Source organism: Bradyrhizobium sp. 147 (genome assembly GCF_023073935.1).
Classification (GTDB): domain Bacteria; phylum Pseudomonadota; class Alphaproteobacteria; order Rhizobiales; family Xanthobacteraceae; genus Bradyrhizobium.
On sequence record NZ_JADPKL010000051.1, the window covers coordinates 22,151 to 37,727 of the forward strand.

The 15,577-nt window shown below is 58.3% G+C and carries 11 protein-coding genes; 4 read left to right on the top strand and 7 right to left on the bottom strand.

Translation table 11 applies throughout. The features are described 5' to 3' along the window. Positions 1-28 precede the first annotated feature (28 nt). From IVA87_RS11700 to galE, 4 genes are read right to left on the bottom strand one after another with little or no spacing between them, the layout of a single operon-like run. Positions 29-1,024, bottom strand: coding sequence for a glycosyltransferase family 2 protein (locus IVA87_RS11700; protein ID WP_247305581.1), 996 nt, complete (start codon positions 1,022-1,024; stop codon positions 29-31). Further along, a complete protein-coding gene (locus tag IVA87_RS11705; protein ID WP_247305579.1) occupies positions 1,021-3,951 on the bottom strand; it encodes a trifunctional glycosyltransferase/class I SAM-dependent methyltransferase/polysaccharide deacetylase in 2,931 nt (976 codons plus the stop codon). Before IVA87_RS11705 ends, IVA87_RS11700 begins: the two co-directional genes overlap by 4 nt. Then, positions 3,948-5,066 carry a glycosyltransferase gene (locus IVA87_RS11710; RefSeq protein WP_247305576.1) on the bottom strand — a complete coding sequence of 373 codons (1,119 nt, stop codon included), beginning with the start codon at positions 5,064-5,066 and terminating at the stop codon, positions 3,948-3,950. The genes IVA87_RS11705 and IVA87_RS11710 overlap by 4 nt, the downstream gene beginning before the upstream one ends. Before the next feature lie 38 nt (positions 5,067-5,104). Then, positions 5,105-6,103, bottom strand: coding sequence for a UDP-glucose 4-epimerase GalE (galE, locus tag IVA87_RS11715; RefSeq protein ID WP_247305573.1), 999 nt, complete (start codon positions 6,101-6,103; stop codon positions 5,105-5,107). Between the two features lie 926 nt (positions 6,104-7,029). Here galE and IVA87_RS11720 point away from each other — a divergent pair. Further along, on the top strand, positions 7,030-8,028 hold the full coding sequence (locus IVA87_RS11720) for a glycosyltransferase family 2 protein (protein ID WP_247305570.1): 999 nt from the start codon (positions 7,030-7,032) through the stop codon (positions 8,026-8,028). Here IVA87_RS11720 and IVA87_RS11725 read toward each other — a convergent pair. Next, complete coding sequence (locus tag IVA87_RS11725; protein ID WP_247305567.1) at positions 8,017-9,213, bottom strand: glycosyltransferase; 1,197 nt, start codon at positions 9,211-9,213, stop codon at positions 8,017-8,019. The genes IVA87_RS11720 and IVA87_RS11725 overlap by 12 nt on opposite strands. A 108-nt stretch (positions 9,214-9,321) precedes the next feature. On the opposite strand from IVA87_RS11725, the gene IVA87_RS11730 reads away from it, so the two are divergent. Next, positions 9,322-10,371 (top strand): glycosyltransferase, encoded by a 1,050-nt coding sequence (locus IVA87_RS11730; protein WP_247305564.1) that lies wholly within the window; start codon positions 9,322-9,324, stop codon positions 10,369-10,371. A gap of 58 nt (positions 10,372-10,429) precedes the next feature. Here IVA87_RS11730 and IVA87_RS11735 read toward each other — a convergent pair whose 3' ends face one another. After that, positions 10,430-11,248, bottom strand: coding sequence for a glycosyltransferase family 25 protein (locus tag IVA87_RS11735; protein ID WP_247305561.1), 819 nt, complete (start codon positions 11,246-11,248; stop codon positions 10,430-10,432). Positions 11,249-11,494: 246 nt separating this feature from the next. On the opposite strand from IVA87_RS11735, the gene IVA87_RS11740 reads away from it, so the two are divergent. Next, the gene (locus tag IVA87_RS11740; RefSeq protein ID WP_247333607.1) at positions 11,495-13,204 is read left to right on the top strand and encodes a putative Ig domain-containing protein; all 1,710 of its coding nucleotides are present in this window, start codon (positions 11,495-11,497) and stop codon (positions 13,202-13,204) included. Positions 13,205-13,214: 10 nt separating this feature from the next. Here IVA87_RS11740 and IVA87_RS11745 read toward each other — a convergent pair whose 3' ends face one another. Then, positions 13,215-14,342 carry a polysaccharide pyruvyl transferase family protein gene (locus tag IVA87_RS11745; protein ID WP_247333609.1) on the bottom strand — a complete coding sequence of 376 codons (1,128 nt, stop codon included), beginning with the start codon at positions 14,340-14,342 and terminating at the stop codon, positions 13,215-13,217. A 432-nt stretch (positions 14,343-14,774) separates the two neighbouring features. Between IVA87_RS11745 and IVA87_RS11750 the strand changes: the two genes are divergently transcribed. Then, a complete protein-coding gene (locus tag IVA87_RS11750; protein WP_247305549.1) occupies positions 14,775-15,575 on the top strand; it encodes an FkbM family methyltransferase in 801 nt (266 codons plus the stop codon). The last annotated feature ends 2 nt before the right edge of the window (positions 15,576-15,577 follow it).

The following is a 15,577-nucleotide window of genomic DNA, read 5'->3' on the forward strand; positions in this document are numbered from 1 at the left end:
GGTCTTCGTATGTTGTTCGCGTGCTTTGTCATAGCGATTGAGTTGGATCGCCGATGGCAAACAACGACGCCGAAGGTCGAACCGCCCTGCGACGCTGATGACGCCATTTCCACCGGATTTCCGAGACGGTATCACGCGGCACATCGTGCGCGGCGACCCTGAGCGCGAGCAAGGGATTCCGTTTGAAAAGCAGTCCAAAGATTGAAGCGAAGTACCACAACTGACCGCCCGTCAGAGCTCTCCGAAGCAGCCAACGCGCATAGTTTCTGAGGCCAAGGTCTAGGAGCGCCGTGCGCTCAGGGTGTCTTGTCACGATCTCATCCGCGACCAGCATCCACGACCGGAACATTCGGGTCTTGTTGCTTGACATGTTGTTCGGGAGGTACCGATAGCCAATCTGATACTTGGGCACGACCGCGAAGTGGTACGCCTCCGCGACACGGCAATAGAACAGCAGATCTTCGCAGCCTTCTGCCCCCGATGCCCTGAGTCCGCTCTCGAAACCTTTTGCAGCTATGAGGGCTTCCCGGCGGACCAGCGCCGAGCTGCCGTTGCCGATGAAATTTCCCTGACAGAGATAGTCTAGCACCTCGCCCGCATGAAAGACGGGATCGGACCTGGCACTTACGCGGCTATCGGCATCGATCCAATCATACCAGCTGTAGACAAGACCAGTCCGCTCTCCTGCATCAAGCAAGGCTTGAAGCTGTTGCTCAATCTTGCGGGGCGTCCAGAGATCATCGGCATCAATGAACGCGACGAAGTCCGCGCCCGCCGCCTGCCAGCCCGCATTCCGGGCGGCCGCGACCCCCGCATTACGCTGTTCTATGATTGTTATTCGCGAATCCTGAGCCGTATGCAGCTGGACAACTGCGACCGTGTTGTCTGTGGAGCCGTCGTCCACGACAATGATTTCCAGCTCCCGGTGCGACTGGGACCTGACGCTGCGAAGCGTCTCGTCGATCGTTGCACTGGCGTTGAAGGCGGGAATAACCACGCTGACCAGGAGCGCCCCCGTATTCATTGGTACTGCTCCAGGCAACGAGCGAATGTGTCCAACGTAAAATCGCCTCTGACCTCAATTCGCGGCAGATTCAACAGATTGTCCTTCAGTGTTACGGCCCGTCCGACCGTGTTGAACAGAGTTTTGTAACCACATTCGGCGGCGAGAATTTCAAGCCGCTGATCGGTAGAGCCAAAAGGCGCGGCAAGCGACGTTATCGATCGCCCAAGCCACTGTTCCAACTGGGCGCGAGATCGCGTCAATTCCTCGGCGAGAGTCCGGGTCGCAAGTTGCTCGCTGCGCGGGTGACTCGCCAAATGGCTGCCAAAGGATATGCCCTCGGCGGCAAGCGCAGCGATCCTCGTCGGCCCAAGCAGCGAAGCGGGCTCTCCAAACGGAGCATCCCACTCCGCCCGCTTTCCCACGAAATCGGTCGCAACGAAGACTTCTGCCGAGAAGTCGTTTGCTTGCAAGATCGGCCATGCATGCTCGGCAAAATCGTCGTACCCATCGTCGAAGGTGATCAGCACCGGCCTGCCGACGAACGGATGATTATTTGCCACGAACCAGGCGAGCTGATCCGAGTTGATCGTGTGATAGCCATTGCGGCGAAGCCACAGCATCTGTTGCCGGAATGCATCGGGAGACAGGCGGTAGCGCGCCAGTTCACCTGGTCCTTCGACCGCAACACGGTGGTACATCAGGACCGGAGCGTGCGTGCGTCTTTCGGATTGGGTGACGTCAAACCTGCGCGCCACAGCCCCACCCCACACGATGGACCGCGCAACCTCGACCTCGATCGGCGCCTCGATAGCCGCGTATTTCACCTGTATGTCAGGGGCGGCTTCGCCCGGGAGTAACCGCCTGAACCGATCGATACGGTACAGTTCCGTCTCGATCGATGTCTCCAGGGCGAGTCCGGGTACGCCCTGGATAATCCGCGTGATGGTCTCCGCCCCATACGGGCTCTCCCAGTCGACCCCCGTTCGCGACATGTTGTCCTTCAGCACAAAGGTATGGGCCGCCACAAGGTAACCGCCAGGACGCAGCGCCTGCACCAGTCGCCTCGCGACCGATTCTAGTTCGGCCTCGTCATTAAGGTAGTAAAGGACCTCGGAGCAGACGATCAGATCGACGTCCTGTGGGAGCCGATCGGCGGATAAATCCAATTGAGAGAATTCGACGTTCTGACGCCCATTGCATCGGACACGAGCGCGACCGAGCGCCTTGGTTGAAATATCGGCGGCACACAGGCGTCTGACCCTGCGGGCCAATTGGCGCGTGAAGTGTCCTTCCGCGCACGCGAGCTCGAGCGCACGATCTATGGGCTGGTCTGGCAGAAGCTCGAGCTGCCGAGTGTACTTTTCCTGTTCATACGACGAACCGTAGTTCCAGGGATCCTCTTGCTCGAAGAACTCCTCCCAAAATTGCTTGCGTGCGGTGTCTCGAGATCGCCTGGCACATCGCATAGGACTGCTGGAAGCAGAGATGCCTGAGATGGCTCGCGACCGCGCCTCACATGAAGCCCGCGAGGCCAACTCGCGTAGCCGCCCCCGGTGAGTATCTCGGCCGTCTCGCATGAAAGTTTGAAGTCGTGCGGTCCGCTTGTGAAGTGCGATTTTTGCCCGAACCAGCCTTCCGATCTGGTCTTTGACCTGCAAGTGAACGAGGCCATCGGCGGCCAGCGCGATCCAGAAGCGGCTGTCGACAGCGCCGAGGGCACCAATATCGAGCAGCGTCAGGATGCGAGGCCCGTCACAGAGATAGACGTACAATCGATCAATAGTCCCGATCGGCCTGATGGTGCCGATACGGCGAAGGTCAACGCGCGTGCCGAACGTCAACGTGAGGACCCTGGGCGCCGAAAGATCGTCATAGTCGAGCACTTTCCGCTCGAAGCGGTATTGGCACTTTCGCCCTGCCGCCGGATCGTTCCACGCGCGACCGATCGCTGAAATGAAGTTGGTTACGCCCTCCCCGTATTGCGGCCACCGTTCCGCCAGCTTGGCGGGTACCGTTCTTGCCCCGACCATCACGGCATCGAGCAGAACAGCGGCAATGAAGTCCGCCGCTGTCTCGGTCTTTGGAATGTTGCTCAGCGTTTCCAGCGTTGGATCGCTGGCATTCCTGCGGCCGCAATCAAATCCGGCACACCAGAGCATGAAATACGCATACGCTGCCTCGGCGCTGCCATATGCAGTTGACGCTCCCGCCCTATGTTCGGGTGCCGGCTCGCTGACGCGGTCATCACTCGAAAATCCGCGGGCAATGACCACCCGCGCGTCGGCCAGCATCCGTTTGACATCTTGCGTCAGTGAACGGTCGCTTGTCCGGTAATAGCTCAATTTCTCGTCGACATGGATCCACCTGCCGCCGCAGCGTGCGATCCGTTGCCACAGGTCCCAATCTTCGCACGTGCGGAGGCTGGTCTCAAAGCCACCGACCTTTGCAACAGCGCTCTTTAGGACAAGCACGCCATGGATGAACGTGGCACACGTCCGAGCGAAACGCTCGAACGCGTTGTCCTGGATAGCCGGATCGCAGCGGGCGGGAGTTTCGCTGCCGTCAGGCATAACCCGGCAACAATTGCAATAGGCGGCTACCGCCGAAGGATCCAGATCCAGCGCAGCATTCATCCGGGCAAGGAAGGACCGATCAATCCAATCGTCACTATCAAGGAACAGTATTCGTTTGCCGCGCGCGCCTGCAATTCCCTTGTTGCGGGCACCTGAAGCGCCTCCTCCGCCAGACTGCAGAACACGAAAGCGGGAATCCCGCGCCGCATATTCAGCAACGATCGCGGCCGTGGCATCGATCGAACCGTCATCCACGACAAGTGCCTCCCAGTCAGGGGCGCTCTGCGCGAGCAGGCTGTCAAGCGTTTCAGCAATGGTCTCTGCAGCATCACGTGCGGCGATCACGACGGACGTACGCGGATGGGCCGTCATCTGCGAAGCCTTCGGCGATGATAGAACAGCAATCCGGCGAGATATCCGGTCACCTCCTCCTTCAGGAAGCGGTCGCGAATGCTGTCTCCTTCCATTACTTTCCGGAGCAGCCGAGAGAGGTACCAACGCGGCTTGTGATAGTAGGCCAGACGCCGGTTCGCCGAGATCCCCGTTCGCTCATACTGCACCAGAAGCGCTGCCGCATGACCACGCATGTAGTGATAGATCTGGCTGGCCAGGCCGTCCATCGTCCTGCGGTGAAAATGGAATGCGACCGACGCCGGAGTATAACGACAGGTGTAGCCGCCCGCGAGCAATCGATACCAGTATTCCGAGTCTCCCGAGCAGCCGGCCTGACCGACGTCCAGTCGCTCATCGAAAAGTCCGACGGCCTGAAACACCTCGCGCCGGAATGCCATGCTTGCTCCGGCGCCGATGTCCCACGCGGGAAGGACCCGACCGCGATGCGATCGGAAGGCTGCGCTGTCGTAATCCTGTTCGCGATAGCCTTTGTTAAATCCCCAATACGTCTCGAAGTGCCGTTGCGCTTCGGTCGCGAGCTCGGCCGGAAGCACCAGTCCCGTCACCGCACCGATCTGGGGAGAGTCAAACGCACATGTCAGTTGCTCCAGCCAACCCGGGTGAAGCAGCACATCGTCGTCCGTATAGGCGACAATATCTCCGGTCGCCTGGAGCGCGCCGGCATTGCGAGCAATATCCAGACCGGGTCGATCCTCGCGAATATAAGTTGCTGCCGCGGCCAACGCGACATCCCGCGTCCGCCGATCGCGCGATGCATTGTCCACCACAATGATTTCTCTTGGGGGATGGGTCTGCCTCGGCAGCGACGACAAGCATTTGCTCAGCTCGTCCGGACGGTCGCGCGTGCAGATCACCACGCTCGCCGAGAGTCTCACTTCTGTCGGAGTTCGCACCTTGGAGTCGACGGCTGACAGAAACCCGTCGTCGATGTGATCGATCCTGGCGTCCGCAATTTGGCCTTCATGCATCAGCACATGGCCGATCGGCCGGTTGGCGCGCCAGAACACCGTCATGCCATCGCTCAACGTCGTTTCCGCAACATCGGACGCCGACGTCACGGAGACATGCGTCACGCCCCTTCCCAATCCAATTCCTGCGAATGGGGTATCGATCATCTTCGTGCGAAATATGCCGACGGATTGCTATCGCTCCACCTCAGTGCAGTCTCGATAATGAAATCGATCTCGGATTGCCGCGGGCTCCAACCGAGCTCCCGCTTGGCTTTGGCAAAGGAGGCAACGAGCATGGGCGGGTCCCCCGCGCGGCGTGGGCCGCGGCTGACGACCGGCTCTTTTCCGGAGACACGCTTCACGGCCTCTACTAGTTCGAGCACACTCGTGCCGACCCCCGTACCGAGATTGAAGACATGAGTACCGCCTCGAGCAACCAGCATGTCACCTGCGAGAAGGTGCGCCTGCGCTAGGTCATTGACGTGGATATAGTCCCTGATCGCACTTCCATCCGGCGTCGGAAAGTCCGTTCCCAGAATGGTGAAAGGCCGATGGGGTCGGCGCACCGCTTCGATCGCCAGCGGAATGGCATGCGTCTCCGGTTCGTGGCGCTCACCGATCTCGCCGTCAGGATCACAGCCCGCCGCGTTGAAATAGCGCAGCGAAACCGACGACATCTCGTACGCACGACCAAAGTCCTCCAGCATACGCTCGATGATCATCTTGGACCAACCATAGGGATTAATCGGCGCCTGCGGATGTGTTTCGTCTATCGGGGTGTGCTTGGGTACTCCGTAACTGGCACACGTGCTGGAAAAGAGCACGCGCAAACAGCCGGCCGCTCGCATTGCCTCCAGGAGGGCAAGCGTTCCTCTCGTGTTATTGTCGTAATAGATGGCGGGATCGGCCACGGATTCGCCGACATAAGCCAGCGCCGCAAAGTGCGCGACGAGGTCCGGCTTGTAGGTTTCCAGCACTGCGCGCACGCCTGCTGAATTGCGAATATCGCACTCGACCAAGGGTCCCCAGCGCACCGCATCGCGCCAGCCCCGGGAAAGATTGTCGAGCGTCACGACGTTCCAGCCCGCCATCGCAAACGCCTTGCAGCAATGCGAGCCGACGTAGCCCGCACCGCCGGTGACCAGAACGGTCTTTTTCATCTCGCCGCGTCCGCGCGCCCCACATCGATCGGAGGTGGGGGACTACCGAGATTTGTCGGACCGGCGACATCGTTACGCGTCTTCATCAACCTTCGCGCCAACAACACTCAACTCCTTGTCACGAAGCACGATCTCGTTCTTGATCTCCAATATTCCAAATTCCAGTCAATTCTTATCTAGATGGATTGTGGCTTCATTCGTACGATCAATCGGCTGCGCGCAGACGCGTGGAGCTGCCACGCGCAGTTGCAAAGACCCGAAACGGTGCAACACGAGGATTGACGTTGCGAAATTATTGCTTCGCTGCGGTCTCGTCCGCGGGATAGAATCGCGCCTGATGCGCTTCCGATAGAACCTGTCCCGTCGATGACTTCACGAGGGCGGTCCATTCATACAGACCCGGCTTGCAAGGACCAAATGTCCGTATCGTCCCCGACGGCACAACGCCATTTCCGGGGACCGGAACGTCCTGGCCTCCCATTTCGCGAGTTCCTTGCGCAAGTGTGAGCGTCATCGAAGTGGCACCAGCGGGAATGTTACGCAGACGCATCTCCGGATTTGGGAACAGCGTGATACAGCCGCGCGCCCCGCGCCATGAAAAATCCAACGTCATCGGATCGGCCGATGCAGGATGACACAGCGCCAGCAACAAAGCGGGGACAGCAACAACAACTCTCACATATCACTCCGGTCAGGTTCGCTTCCGATCTTCGAGCGATCGGGCACGCACTATTCACGATTCACGCAGAATAGATCGCCCATTTTAAGGCACCATCGGTATGCCCCTTTCTGACGACGCATCAACGAAGCAGTCACGAGTTGGCCATTCTTTTAGCGGACCGTCCACGCCTCCTTTGGCGTGCATCAAGGAACATTCTCGCGCCTGCCAATGGATTGAGCAAACAATGGCAAGTGGCAGCTAAACCGTGTCCAGAAACGTCCTGATCGTCATACCTGTTTTGAACGAGGCTTCCCATATCGAGACCGTTGTCCGCAACCTGGCCCAGGACAATCTCCACGAAGATCGCACAATAGTGGTTGCAGATGGCGGCAGCACCGATGGGACGCCTGACATTGTCCGCCAGCTCGCCAACGAGATTGGCGGCCTCCATCTGTTGCGCAATCCCCAGCGGCTGCAGAGTGCCGGGGTCAATTTAGCCGTACAGGTCTATGGTGCTGCGGCGCAGGTCCTGGTGCGGTGTGACGCCCATTGCGAATATCCGGCCGACTATGTTTCGCGCCTCCTCAAGACCTTGGACGAGCGCCAAGCCGACTCGGTCGTGGTCCCCATGGACTCGCGTGGTGACGGCTGCCTACAAAAGGCCGTCGCATGGGTCTCGGACACTAAGGTCGGTTCGGGCGGATCGGCACATCGCGGGGGAAAGCAAAGCGGCTTTGTCGATCACGGGCATCATGCGGCGATGACCATCGACGCGTTCCGCAGGGCTGGTGGTTACGACGAGACCTTCGCTCATAATGAAGACGCAGAGTTTGACTGCAGGCTGCGTGCACTCGGCGGCCGGATATTTCTGGATTCGGACATCCGCCTTTCATATCGACCGCGATCGAGATTTCTGAGCCTGGCGAAGCAGTACTTCAACTACGGTCGTGGTCGATCGAGAACGGTGAGACGGCATCCAGGATCGTTGCGACTGCGTCAATTCCTGGTGCCCACTCATGTTGCATTGATGCTGGGCGCCATCGTGCTGGCGCCGGCTGCACCGCTGCTGTTGACATTGCCGGCGGTCTATCTGGCGATACTGGCGCTGACCGCAATGATGATTGCAGTAAAACATCGCTCAATTTGCGGGCTGCTTGCACTGCCGGCCGCCGTCGTGATGCACTTCGCGTGGGCCCTTGGCTTTTTCTGGGGTATCCTGTGGATCCGCCAGACCACCTGGCAGATGACCCCTTCAGTTTCCTGAACGCTGCAGAACCTGGGCACTGGCCGGCGAGCCCACACGCCGGCCAGCCTTCGCATAGGCGGCCTCGGTCAGGCGTGCAATCGAGGTCCACGTCGGCACGGAGTCTCGCAGCTCCAACATTCCTTGACTCTTGCGGTTTCGATAATCAGGGTCGCTGATCAAGCGCTCGAGCGTCCGGGACAATGCGGCGGGATCACCTGGAGGAACGAGCGTCCCCTCTGCCCGATCGCTCAGCCATTCTGAAAACGTTCCAAGGTTCGACGCGACAATCGGACGTCCCGCCGCGATCGCCAGCATCAGCACGCCGGATGCGTCGATATCCCGGTACGGAAAAGCCAGGATGTCGGCGCGCGCAACCAGAGAGGTCACATCATCTTCCGGAACGAAACGCAGGTCGAATTCGACATTATCTTCGAGCTGCAAATCCTTCACCATCGCAAACAGCGGCTCCATCGCCATTTCCGGCCAGCCCACGACCTTCACCACGCAATTCGCCCTGACCTCTCGGGGAAGCAGCGCAAGCGCGCGAAGCATGACGTCGACTCCCTTGTAGGGCTTTATCTTGCCGAACAGGAGTATTTGAACGCGCCCATCTCCGGCCGAGGGCTCGTCGGCCGGTCGGGTGATATGATCCGTCAGCAATCCGTGCGCGATAACGGATATCTTCTCGTCCGGGATACCAACGCGCAGCAGGCGATCGCGTGCAACGGTCGTATGAACGATAAGATGGTCGAAGCAGTGCAGAATGCTGAACGCGCCAATCCGCTGGATCCGCGAGCTCGGATTGTTATTGAACGGATTCGAATCATGAACCGTCAGAACCGTTGGCGCGACCCTTCTGAACATGGGAATGAACTGGCTGTCGACGATCGCCAGCGGTGCCCATTGGAAATGGATCACATCAGGCGGCGTCCTCCTGAAGCGCCTGATCAGCCGTGTCATTGATTCAGCGTGACTGAGGCCCTTCAGCCCCAGCTGCACATTACGTGGAAGTTTCTTGAAAAAGCGCGACTGCAATCCCGGATAAAAATGCCGGTCAAGAAACAGGTCCTCATCAACGGAAGGCTTCTGCCCAATCTGGCGCCCGACGATGCTGGCCGCATGCCCAATATCGGTCAATCCTTTGGCTAATTTAAGATCATATGGCCAAGTAAACAGTGACGGATCGATCAGAGCGATTTTCATGCGATTGCCTCACCAACGATGATTTGCGGACCGTGAAATTACTTCTGGCTCATCAAGGCATGGATTGATAGCTTCTTCTGCCACTTGCACATTTGTGAGCGACACGCGTTGAAGATCAGCATCGTCATAACAGTCTACAATTACGAACGGTATGTCGGATTGGCAATCGACAGCGCGTTGAATCAGACCCGTCCGGCGGACGAGATCGTCGTCGTCGACGACGGATCGATCGACGGTTCCCGCCAGATCATCGCCGGCTATGGTGACAGGATTCGAGCCATATTTCAGGCAAATCAGGGCAACATCGCAGCATTCGAGGTTGGGTATCGCGCAGCGACAGGCGATGTATTGCTGTTCCTTGATGCGGATGACATCCTGATGCCGACGGCGCTCGAAAACGTCGCTGCGCACTGGCGTGAAGGTGTTTCGAAAGTTCAGTTCAATCTGGACATCATCGACGGCGCCGGCAGGCGACTTGGGCGCTCGTTTTGTGCGTTTCCTAAATCCTACGCGCCAGACGATGTGCACGCAGAATTTACACGATCGGGAACGTACATCTGGCCAGTCATGTCAGGAAATGCGTACTCCCGAGCGTTTCTTCGACAGGTCGTCCCGCTCAATCCGCCCGTGGGATATGACGGCGCCCTCAATACGATAGCGCCTCTTTACGGAGACGTGGTCACGGTGCAGGAAATCCTGGGGCAATATCGGCTCCATGGCAGAAATATCAGCCGAAATGACGCGAAGGGGCGGGCGCAGCGCTTTCCGGATTTTCCTAGACAGATCGGATTCCGCGTCGCAGAGTTCGATATCCTGAAAGCACATTGCGACAAGAAGTCCATGCACGTGCAAGCGGCAAGGCCGATCGATAACGAGATCGTCTTTGTCAACTATCGCCTCGCGTCGCGTAAATTGGGACTGCGCTATGTTGGGCAGGACGCGGACACGTCGAGTTCACTTCTGCGCCGTGGGATATGGCTTGCGCTGACCACGACAACAGATTGGCGCGCAGCCGCCTCTCATATCGTCTGGTTCACAGGGCTGTTCTTGAGCCCTTCCTGGCTTGCGTACCGGCTGATCATGCTCCGCTTCAACAGGGCAGAACTCCTGCGGCCGCTCGTCAGGTTCGGAAGTGTCATCCGACGCAAGCCCGCCTGAGTGGGCAACGGCGCAAAGGCAACCCGCCTCGTCAGATCTCGTCCCATGCCCTCGTCGATCACACGCTTTCGATCGTACGAATTGTCTCCGGCATTGGCCCGGAAAGACTGGATGCGCCGGCGAGGCGGGCGCGAATCCGCCTGTCGGACTGGCGAAGACGGAGATTTTCCGTCAGGCGCAGAACATATTCCTTTGATTTCCACGCAAACCGAGCCGCTCTATCGAGCGCAGTAGGCCCGTGAACCGACTCCGCCGCCTTTACGATCGAAGATGTCAGCGTCAGCTCAAGACACGGAAAAGGAAACAAGGCATAATTGTGGAGGCCATTTGCCCAGAAGCGGTCCATCTCCCAGTCGATTGGCCGATGGATCGTTGTCACGCTGTCGATAAATCGACGCGCGGCACGGCCGGAAATCAGATAAGCCTGCGTTCCCATTGGCGCACGCTCAAACCGCACCAATTCCCGCTGATCCAGCCAGGCCACGTGCTTGCACGGCGCCATGTGTCGCCCATACAGCCGGAGATAGCCGATCTCGGCAGCCTTGCAGATGTCAGGAAGCGATCGAAAGCTGAACCCGGCATCGAGGATGACGTCGTCTTCGATCACAAGTGTCCATGAATTGTCGGTGTCTGACGCTGCGACTTGCGCCATGATGCTCATATGACTCGCTGCGCAGCCGATCTCGGCACCTGAAAGGCCCCTGCCCCAAAAGCGAATGGCCAGCGCCTCATCATATTGCGGGAGCCCCTTGGCGGGCACACGCAGGGCATCAAAGAAGGTCCATGGAATCTCAAGCGACTCCAGATTTGCACGCGCGCGCTCGCGGCGCACGGAACCGGCCAAACTAATCGCCACAATTCTGAGATTGCTGCCCATTGATCGATCAGTCCGACATCTTGATTGGGAACCGTTTTGCACGTGATCTCCAAACGATTACCGCGAACCTGTCTGTGCTGACAAGGAGCGGCACCTGCCCAGCCGCTGCCATGCTGGTGGCCATTTCATATTTTTGTTTCCTAAAGCACGGCGAAATCCGCGGCTATACGTTCAGCGGCTATACCTAAAGCGGTCCGCATTCGGAGGCCTTGGATCAAACCATCGGCTCCTCACAGACGTGTGACTATGTACCTCGCGAAAGTCGCGACGGTCTCAGGCAAAGAGGCGCGAATGCTATCAAAGCATCGAATCACCAGCACCATTGCAGCATTGTTCGTCGCATCATTGGTTGTCAGTGCCTCAGTCCTTTACCTTGCCGCTATCAATGATGGTTTGCGACAGCGCCTGCAGTTCATCCCGCTGTTTAAGGAACGCAGCCAGGTCGTCGGCGGCGCCGTCGTCGGCCAGAATGGCAGTGGGTTGTATGCGGGTTATACCCTGTCGTGGGGTGATGAATTCAACACTCTCGATATCGTGGGTCCGGCAAACCCTCGCGGCAAGTTCTTTCCGACTGGCGCCTATCATCCAGGCATCCGCGGCAATACCACGTCGCTCGGGACAGCTTTTGATGCCGACCCGCTGACCACAGGCTACAAGGACCGAAACCGCGGCGTCGCCGTTGGCTTCGACAACATGTCGATCTCCGGCTCGGTGCTGCGCCTCGGAGCGCGCAAGGCAACAGCGCGCGAGCAGGAATTCCTTACGCCGACCGACCGGTCCATCAATGGAGGCGTGCGGCCGCACCTCTCTGCGATGATCCATACCGCCGGGGCGTTTGCATACTACCCGACCGCCAACGCCGTCATCGTCGAGATACGTGGCCGATTCAGCCCCAGGCTTACAAATCCGGCCGGCTTTCACCCCGCGTTCTGGACCTATTCGGTCGCACCCGTGCTCAATCCAAGCGGCAACGAGTGGGATCTGGAGTGCAACTCCCAAGGGATGCACTTCAGTAACATCGTCCATACCTCGGGGGCGATCTCGACCGACAACAGCGCTGGACCATTCGACTATATGGACGGCGCGTTCCACGTCTTCAGCTTTGTCTTTCGAAACGGCGCAAACACCCAACTCTACGTCGATGGCGCGCTTCGATCCCAGTTTGCCGTGGATTCCAATACCAAGAATATGCCCTCATTTGTGCTGTTGACGTCACACGTATTCAACAACACGTTCGCGGGCGAGGCGTATGACGCCGCAGCGTGGGCCAGCTCGGCGACCGGCGCCTATCTCGATGTCGACTGGATCCGCGGCTGGCGGACGACAGGCGTCAAGCATTGGAAGCCGCTGGTTTCGGTCGCAGATCTCAATGTCGATTACGACGGCAACGGCAAGATTGTGCTGCCGAGCGCCAAGGCCCTTTGGGGCGATGCGAGCGTTACCGAATTCGTCCAGGTCGTACCCTATGACAGCTCCGAACCGGGTATGACGGAGCAGACGACGTTTACGCAATTCCCAGAAGGAATTTCCTACGATCCCGCGTCGCGCACGATCAAGGCGGACTTCACGGCCGAAGGCAATGCCGGGCGGTCTCATGTCGTCGTTTATGGCTACAAACCTGACGGTTCAACGATGGAGCCCCTGCGATTCTCGATCAATCGCGGCCCGCGCGTGACGACGCGCCCCCTTTCAGCCGCCGCAGGCGACAGCTACCGCCACGACATCTATGGGGAGTGCGATGTCGGAGCCATGATGCCCAAGACCTTGTCCGTCAAAGGATTGCCGCAAGGGCTCGCCTTTGACCGTTCCACCGGACTGATCAATGGCGCTCCAACGACGACGGGGGTCAGCAACCTGACAATCTCCTGCGCAAACAATGCGGGCCAGACAACAAAGAGAACGACAACGTTCACCGTCCACGCGCACGATCCGGCGAACCGCCCGTACGGAGGATGATGCTCGACCGTCAACCTTGATCCGTCGGGGCCGAACTGCCCTGGCCGATATTCAGGAATTTTGCGAGGGCGTCGTCCACACTCGTGCTCAGTGGCTGACTCAACTTTTCGAAGGGCTTGCTCCACGCATCGACGAACGTGCTGATTTTCCCATAATTGTTGTCAAGGAGCGAGTGCGGCACATTCAGCAACACGCAAAAGATGTGCGTGTGAAGCCGGTCCGTGATCACGTAGGCCGACGATCCAACCTGCCTCATTCCACGGGCTACACGGTTCAACGCGAGTAGGTGAAACCACCGAATGCGCACGTCGAGCTCCGACGGCGTCCTGCCCTTGAGCAAGAGGAGCGCCGTCTCGAGCAGCGCCTTGACAAACAACCACTTTCCCAAGCCTCGTTGTTCGATGAGCCAGTCCTCGACAACCGCAAAATTCGGGAGCGGCGGAAAACGCTTTTGCTCCACCTTCTCGTGATCTGTTCGGAGCAGCAGCAACAATTTCCTGGTTACTGCCGCTGGCGAACTCTGCGCCCCCAGACAGAACGCCATGTCCGGACAGAGATCGGCGGGCGCAGTAAATTCCGTTGTCGCGATATTCAAACTTTGCACGTCGCGGACCAGAATCCGGAATTTTTTATGCGAGTTGATGATCTCCGCGGCGCGCTTGAGACTTGCCTTCGAGGAGAAGTGTATGGTTTGCGGCAACTGAATGATCTGGCGATCCGGAAACTCCGACAGAAGCCTGAGCCGAAACTCCTGATGGCTGGGCCACAGGTCGCCGAAATTGCCTCCACCATGGATAAGGATCGGTCCGACAGGAACGGCTCTTTCAAACTCTTCCTTTGACCAGGTGTCATAGGTGCAGACGTAGGACGGGGCTCGGCCTAGCTTCCTCTGCAGATAGGTCTCTTCACCCAACCATATGGCGCTGTCGCCCACATTCGAGTGGTTGGGGAAATCCACCAGCGCAAAATCCTCGACACCCTCCAGATGAGGCCCGATGACCTTTTCGATCTCGTCCTGCATTTCTGCAATCAGTGTACGGGAGTCCTTCATGGGAATTTCGGCCATCGTCCTGAGTTCGGTCCCGTTGGTCGCATCACAGCATCGAACGGCTTTCGATGCATCGGCAAAACTTCCCATTCGACTAATCCACTTCTGCCATTGCGCCAGGTACCCGCTATGGTTGTGCGAACGACGCATCTGCGTGCCGCCAGCGAGAACGCCGGACGGTTGCGCTGCGAGCTTCCCCGGTCAGTCATTCGATCTTTCGCGCTCAGCCGGCTTCTGCTTCTATCACGCTCTCGTGCCTCTCTCGGTGTCCCCTCGCCGATGCGGAAGCTGACCGGGTTCCAGAGCACGGAATAGATCGGCTTAGCAGCCAAAAGGCAAGTCTCGGCACCGCTGCCGATTAGCGACAACACCGCACATATTCATGACAAGAATCGAATCTATTGAAGTCTTAAGGCAGGCAAATGTGTTGATCGCAACGAACATAGGCAGCGAGCCTGCGGGAATGCCGCTTGTTGCAGCAAGCCTGCACCCAGATGCGTTAGCGAGCTCGGAGTCAACCGCATGATCGGTTTGTTGAAAGACTACGTAAAAGCCCGCCTGCTTGATAACGACTTTATGATATCCGGCACCTCAAAGGAGGAGGAGCTCAAGGAATTCTTCCGGGACCTTTTCCCTGTCGTGACGGACAAGAAATTGATTCGACTGGGCGGATCGGCTGATGGCGGCTATTTGGTTCCGGATGACCTCGATGGCTGCGTCGGTTGCTTTTCGCCGGGCGTCTACAACGTCTCTGACTTCGAGCTCGGCCTTGCCGAACGCGGCATCCCATGTTTCCTCGCTGACTTCTCGGTGGATGCACCCGCGATCCGCAATGACCTACTCGATTTCGAAAAGAAATTCCTCGGAAACGAAAACAACGCCAAGTTCATGACTTTAGAGAACTGGATGTCGAGAAAGGGCCCTCGGACCGGCGATCTCATCCTCCAGATGGACATTGAAGGCGGCGAATACGAGGTTCTCATCGAAACGAGCTGCGACGACCTGAAGCGCTTCAGGATCATGATCATCGAATTCCATTCCATGGACAGAATTCTCAATCCCATCGGTCTCAAGCTGATCGGCGCTGTCTTCAAGAAGATCACCAAGCACTTCGACGTCGTACACATTCATCCGAATAATTACTTCAAACCCATCGAATACAGGGAGTTCAAGGTCCCGCCGATCATGGAATTCTCGTTCTTGCGCAAGGATCGCGTTTCTCGCCGAACGCCTGCGAGACGGTTTCCTCACGACCTCGACAGGAGAAACGTCGCCAACAGGGATGATGTCGTGCTGCCGAAGTGCTGGTTCGCTCCGGAGTGATC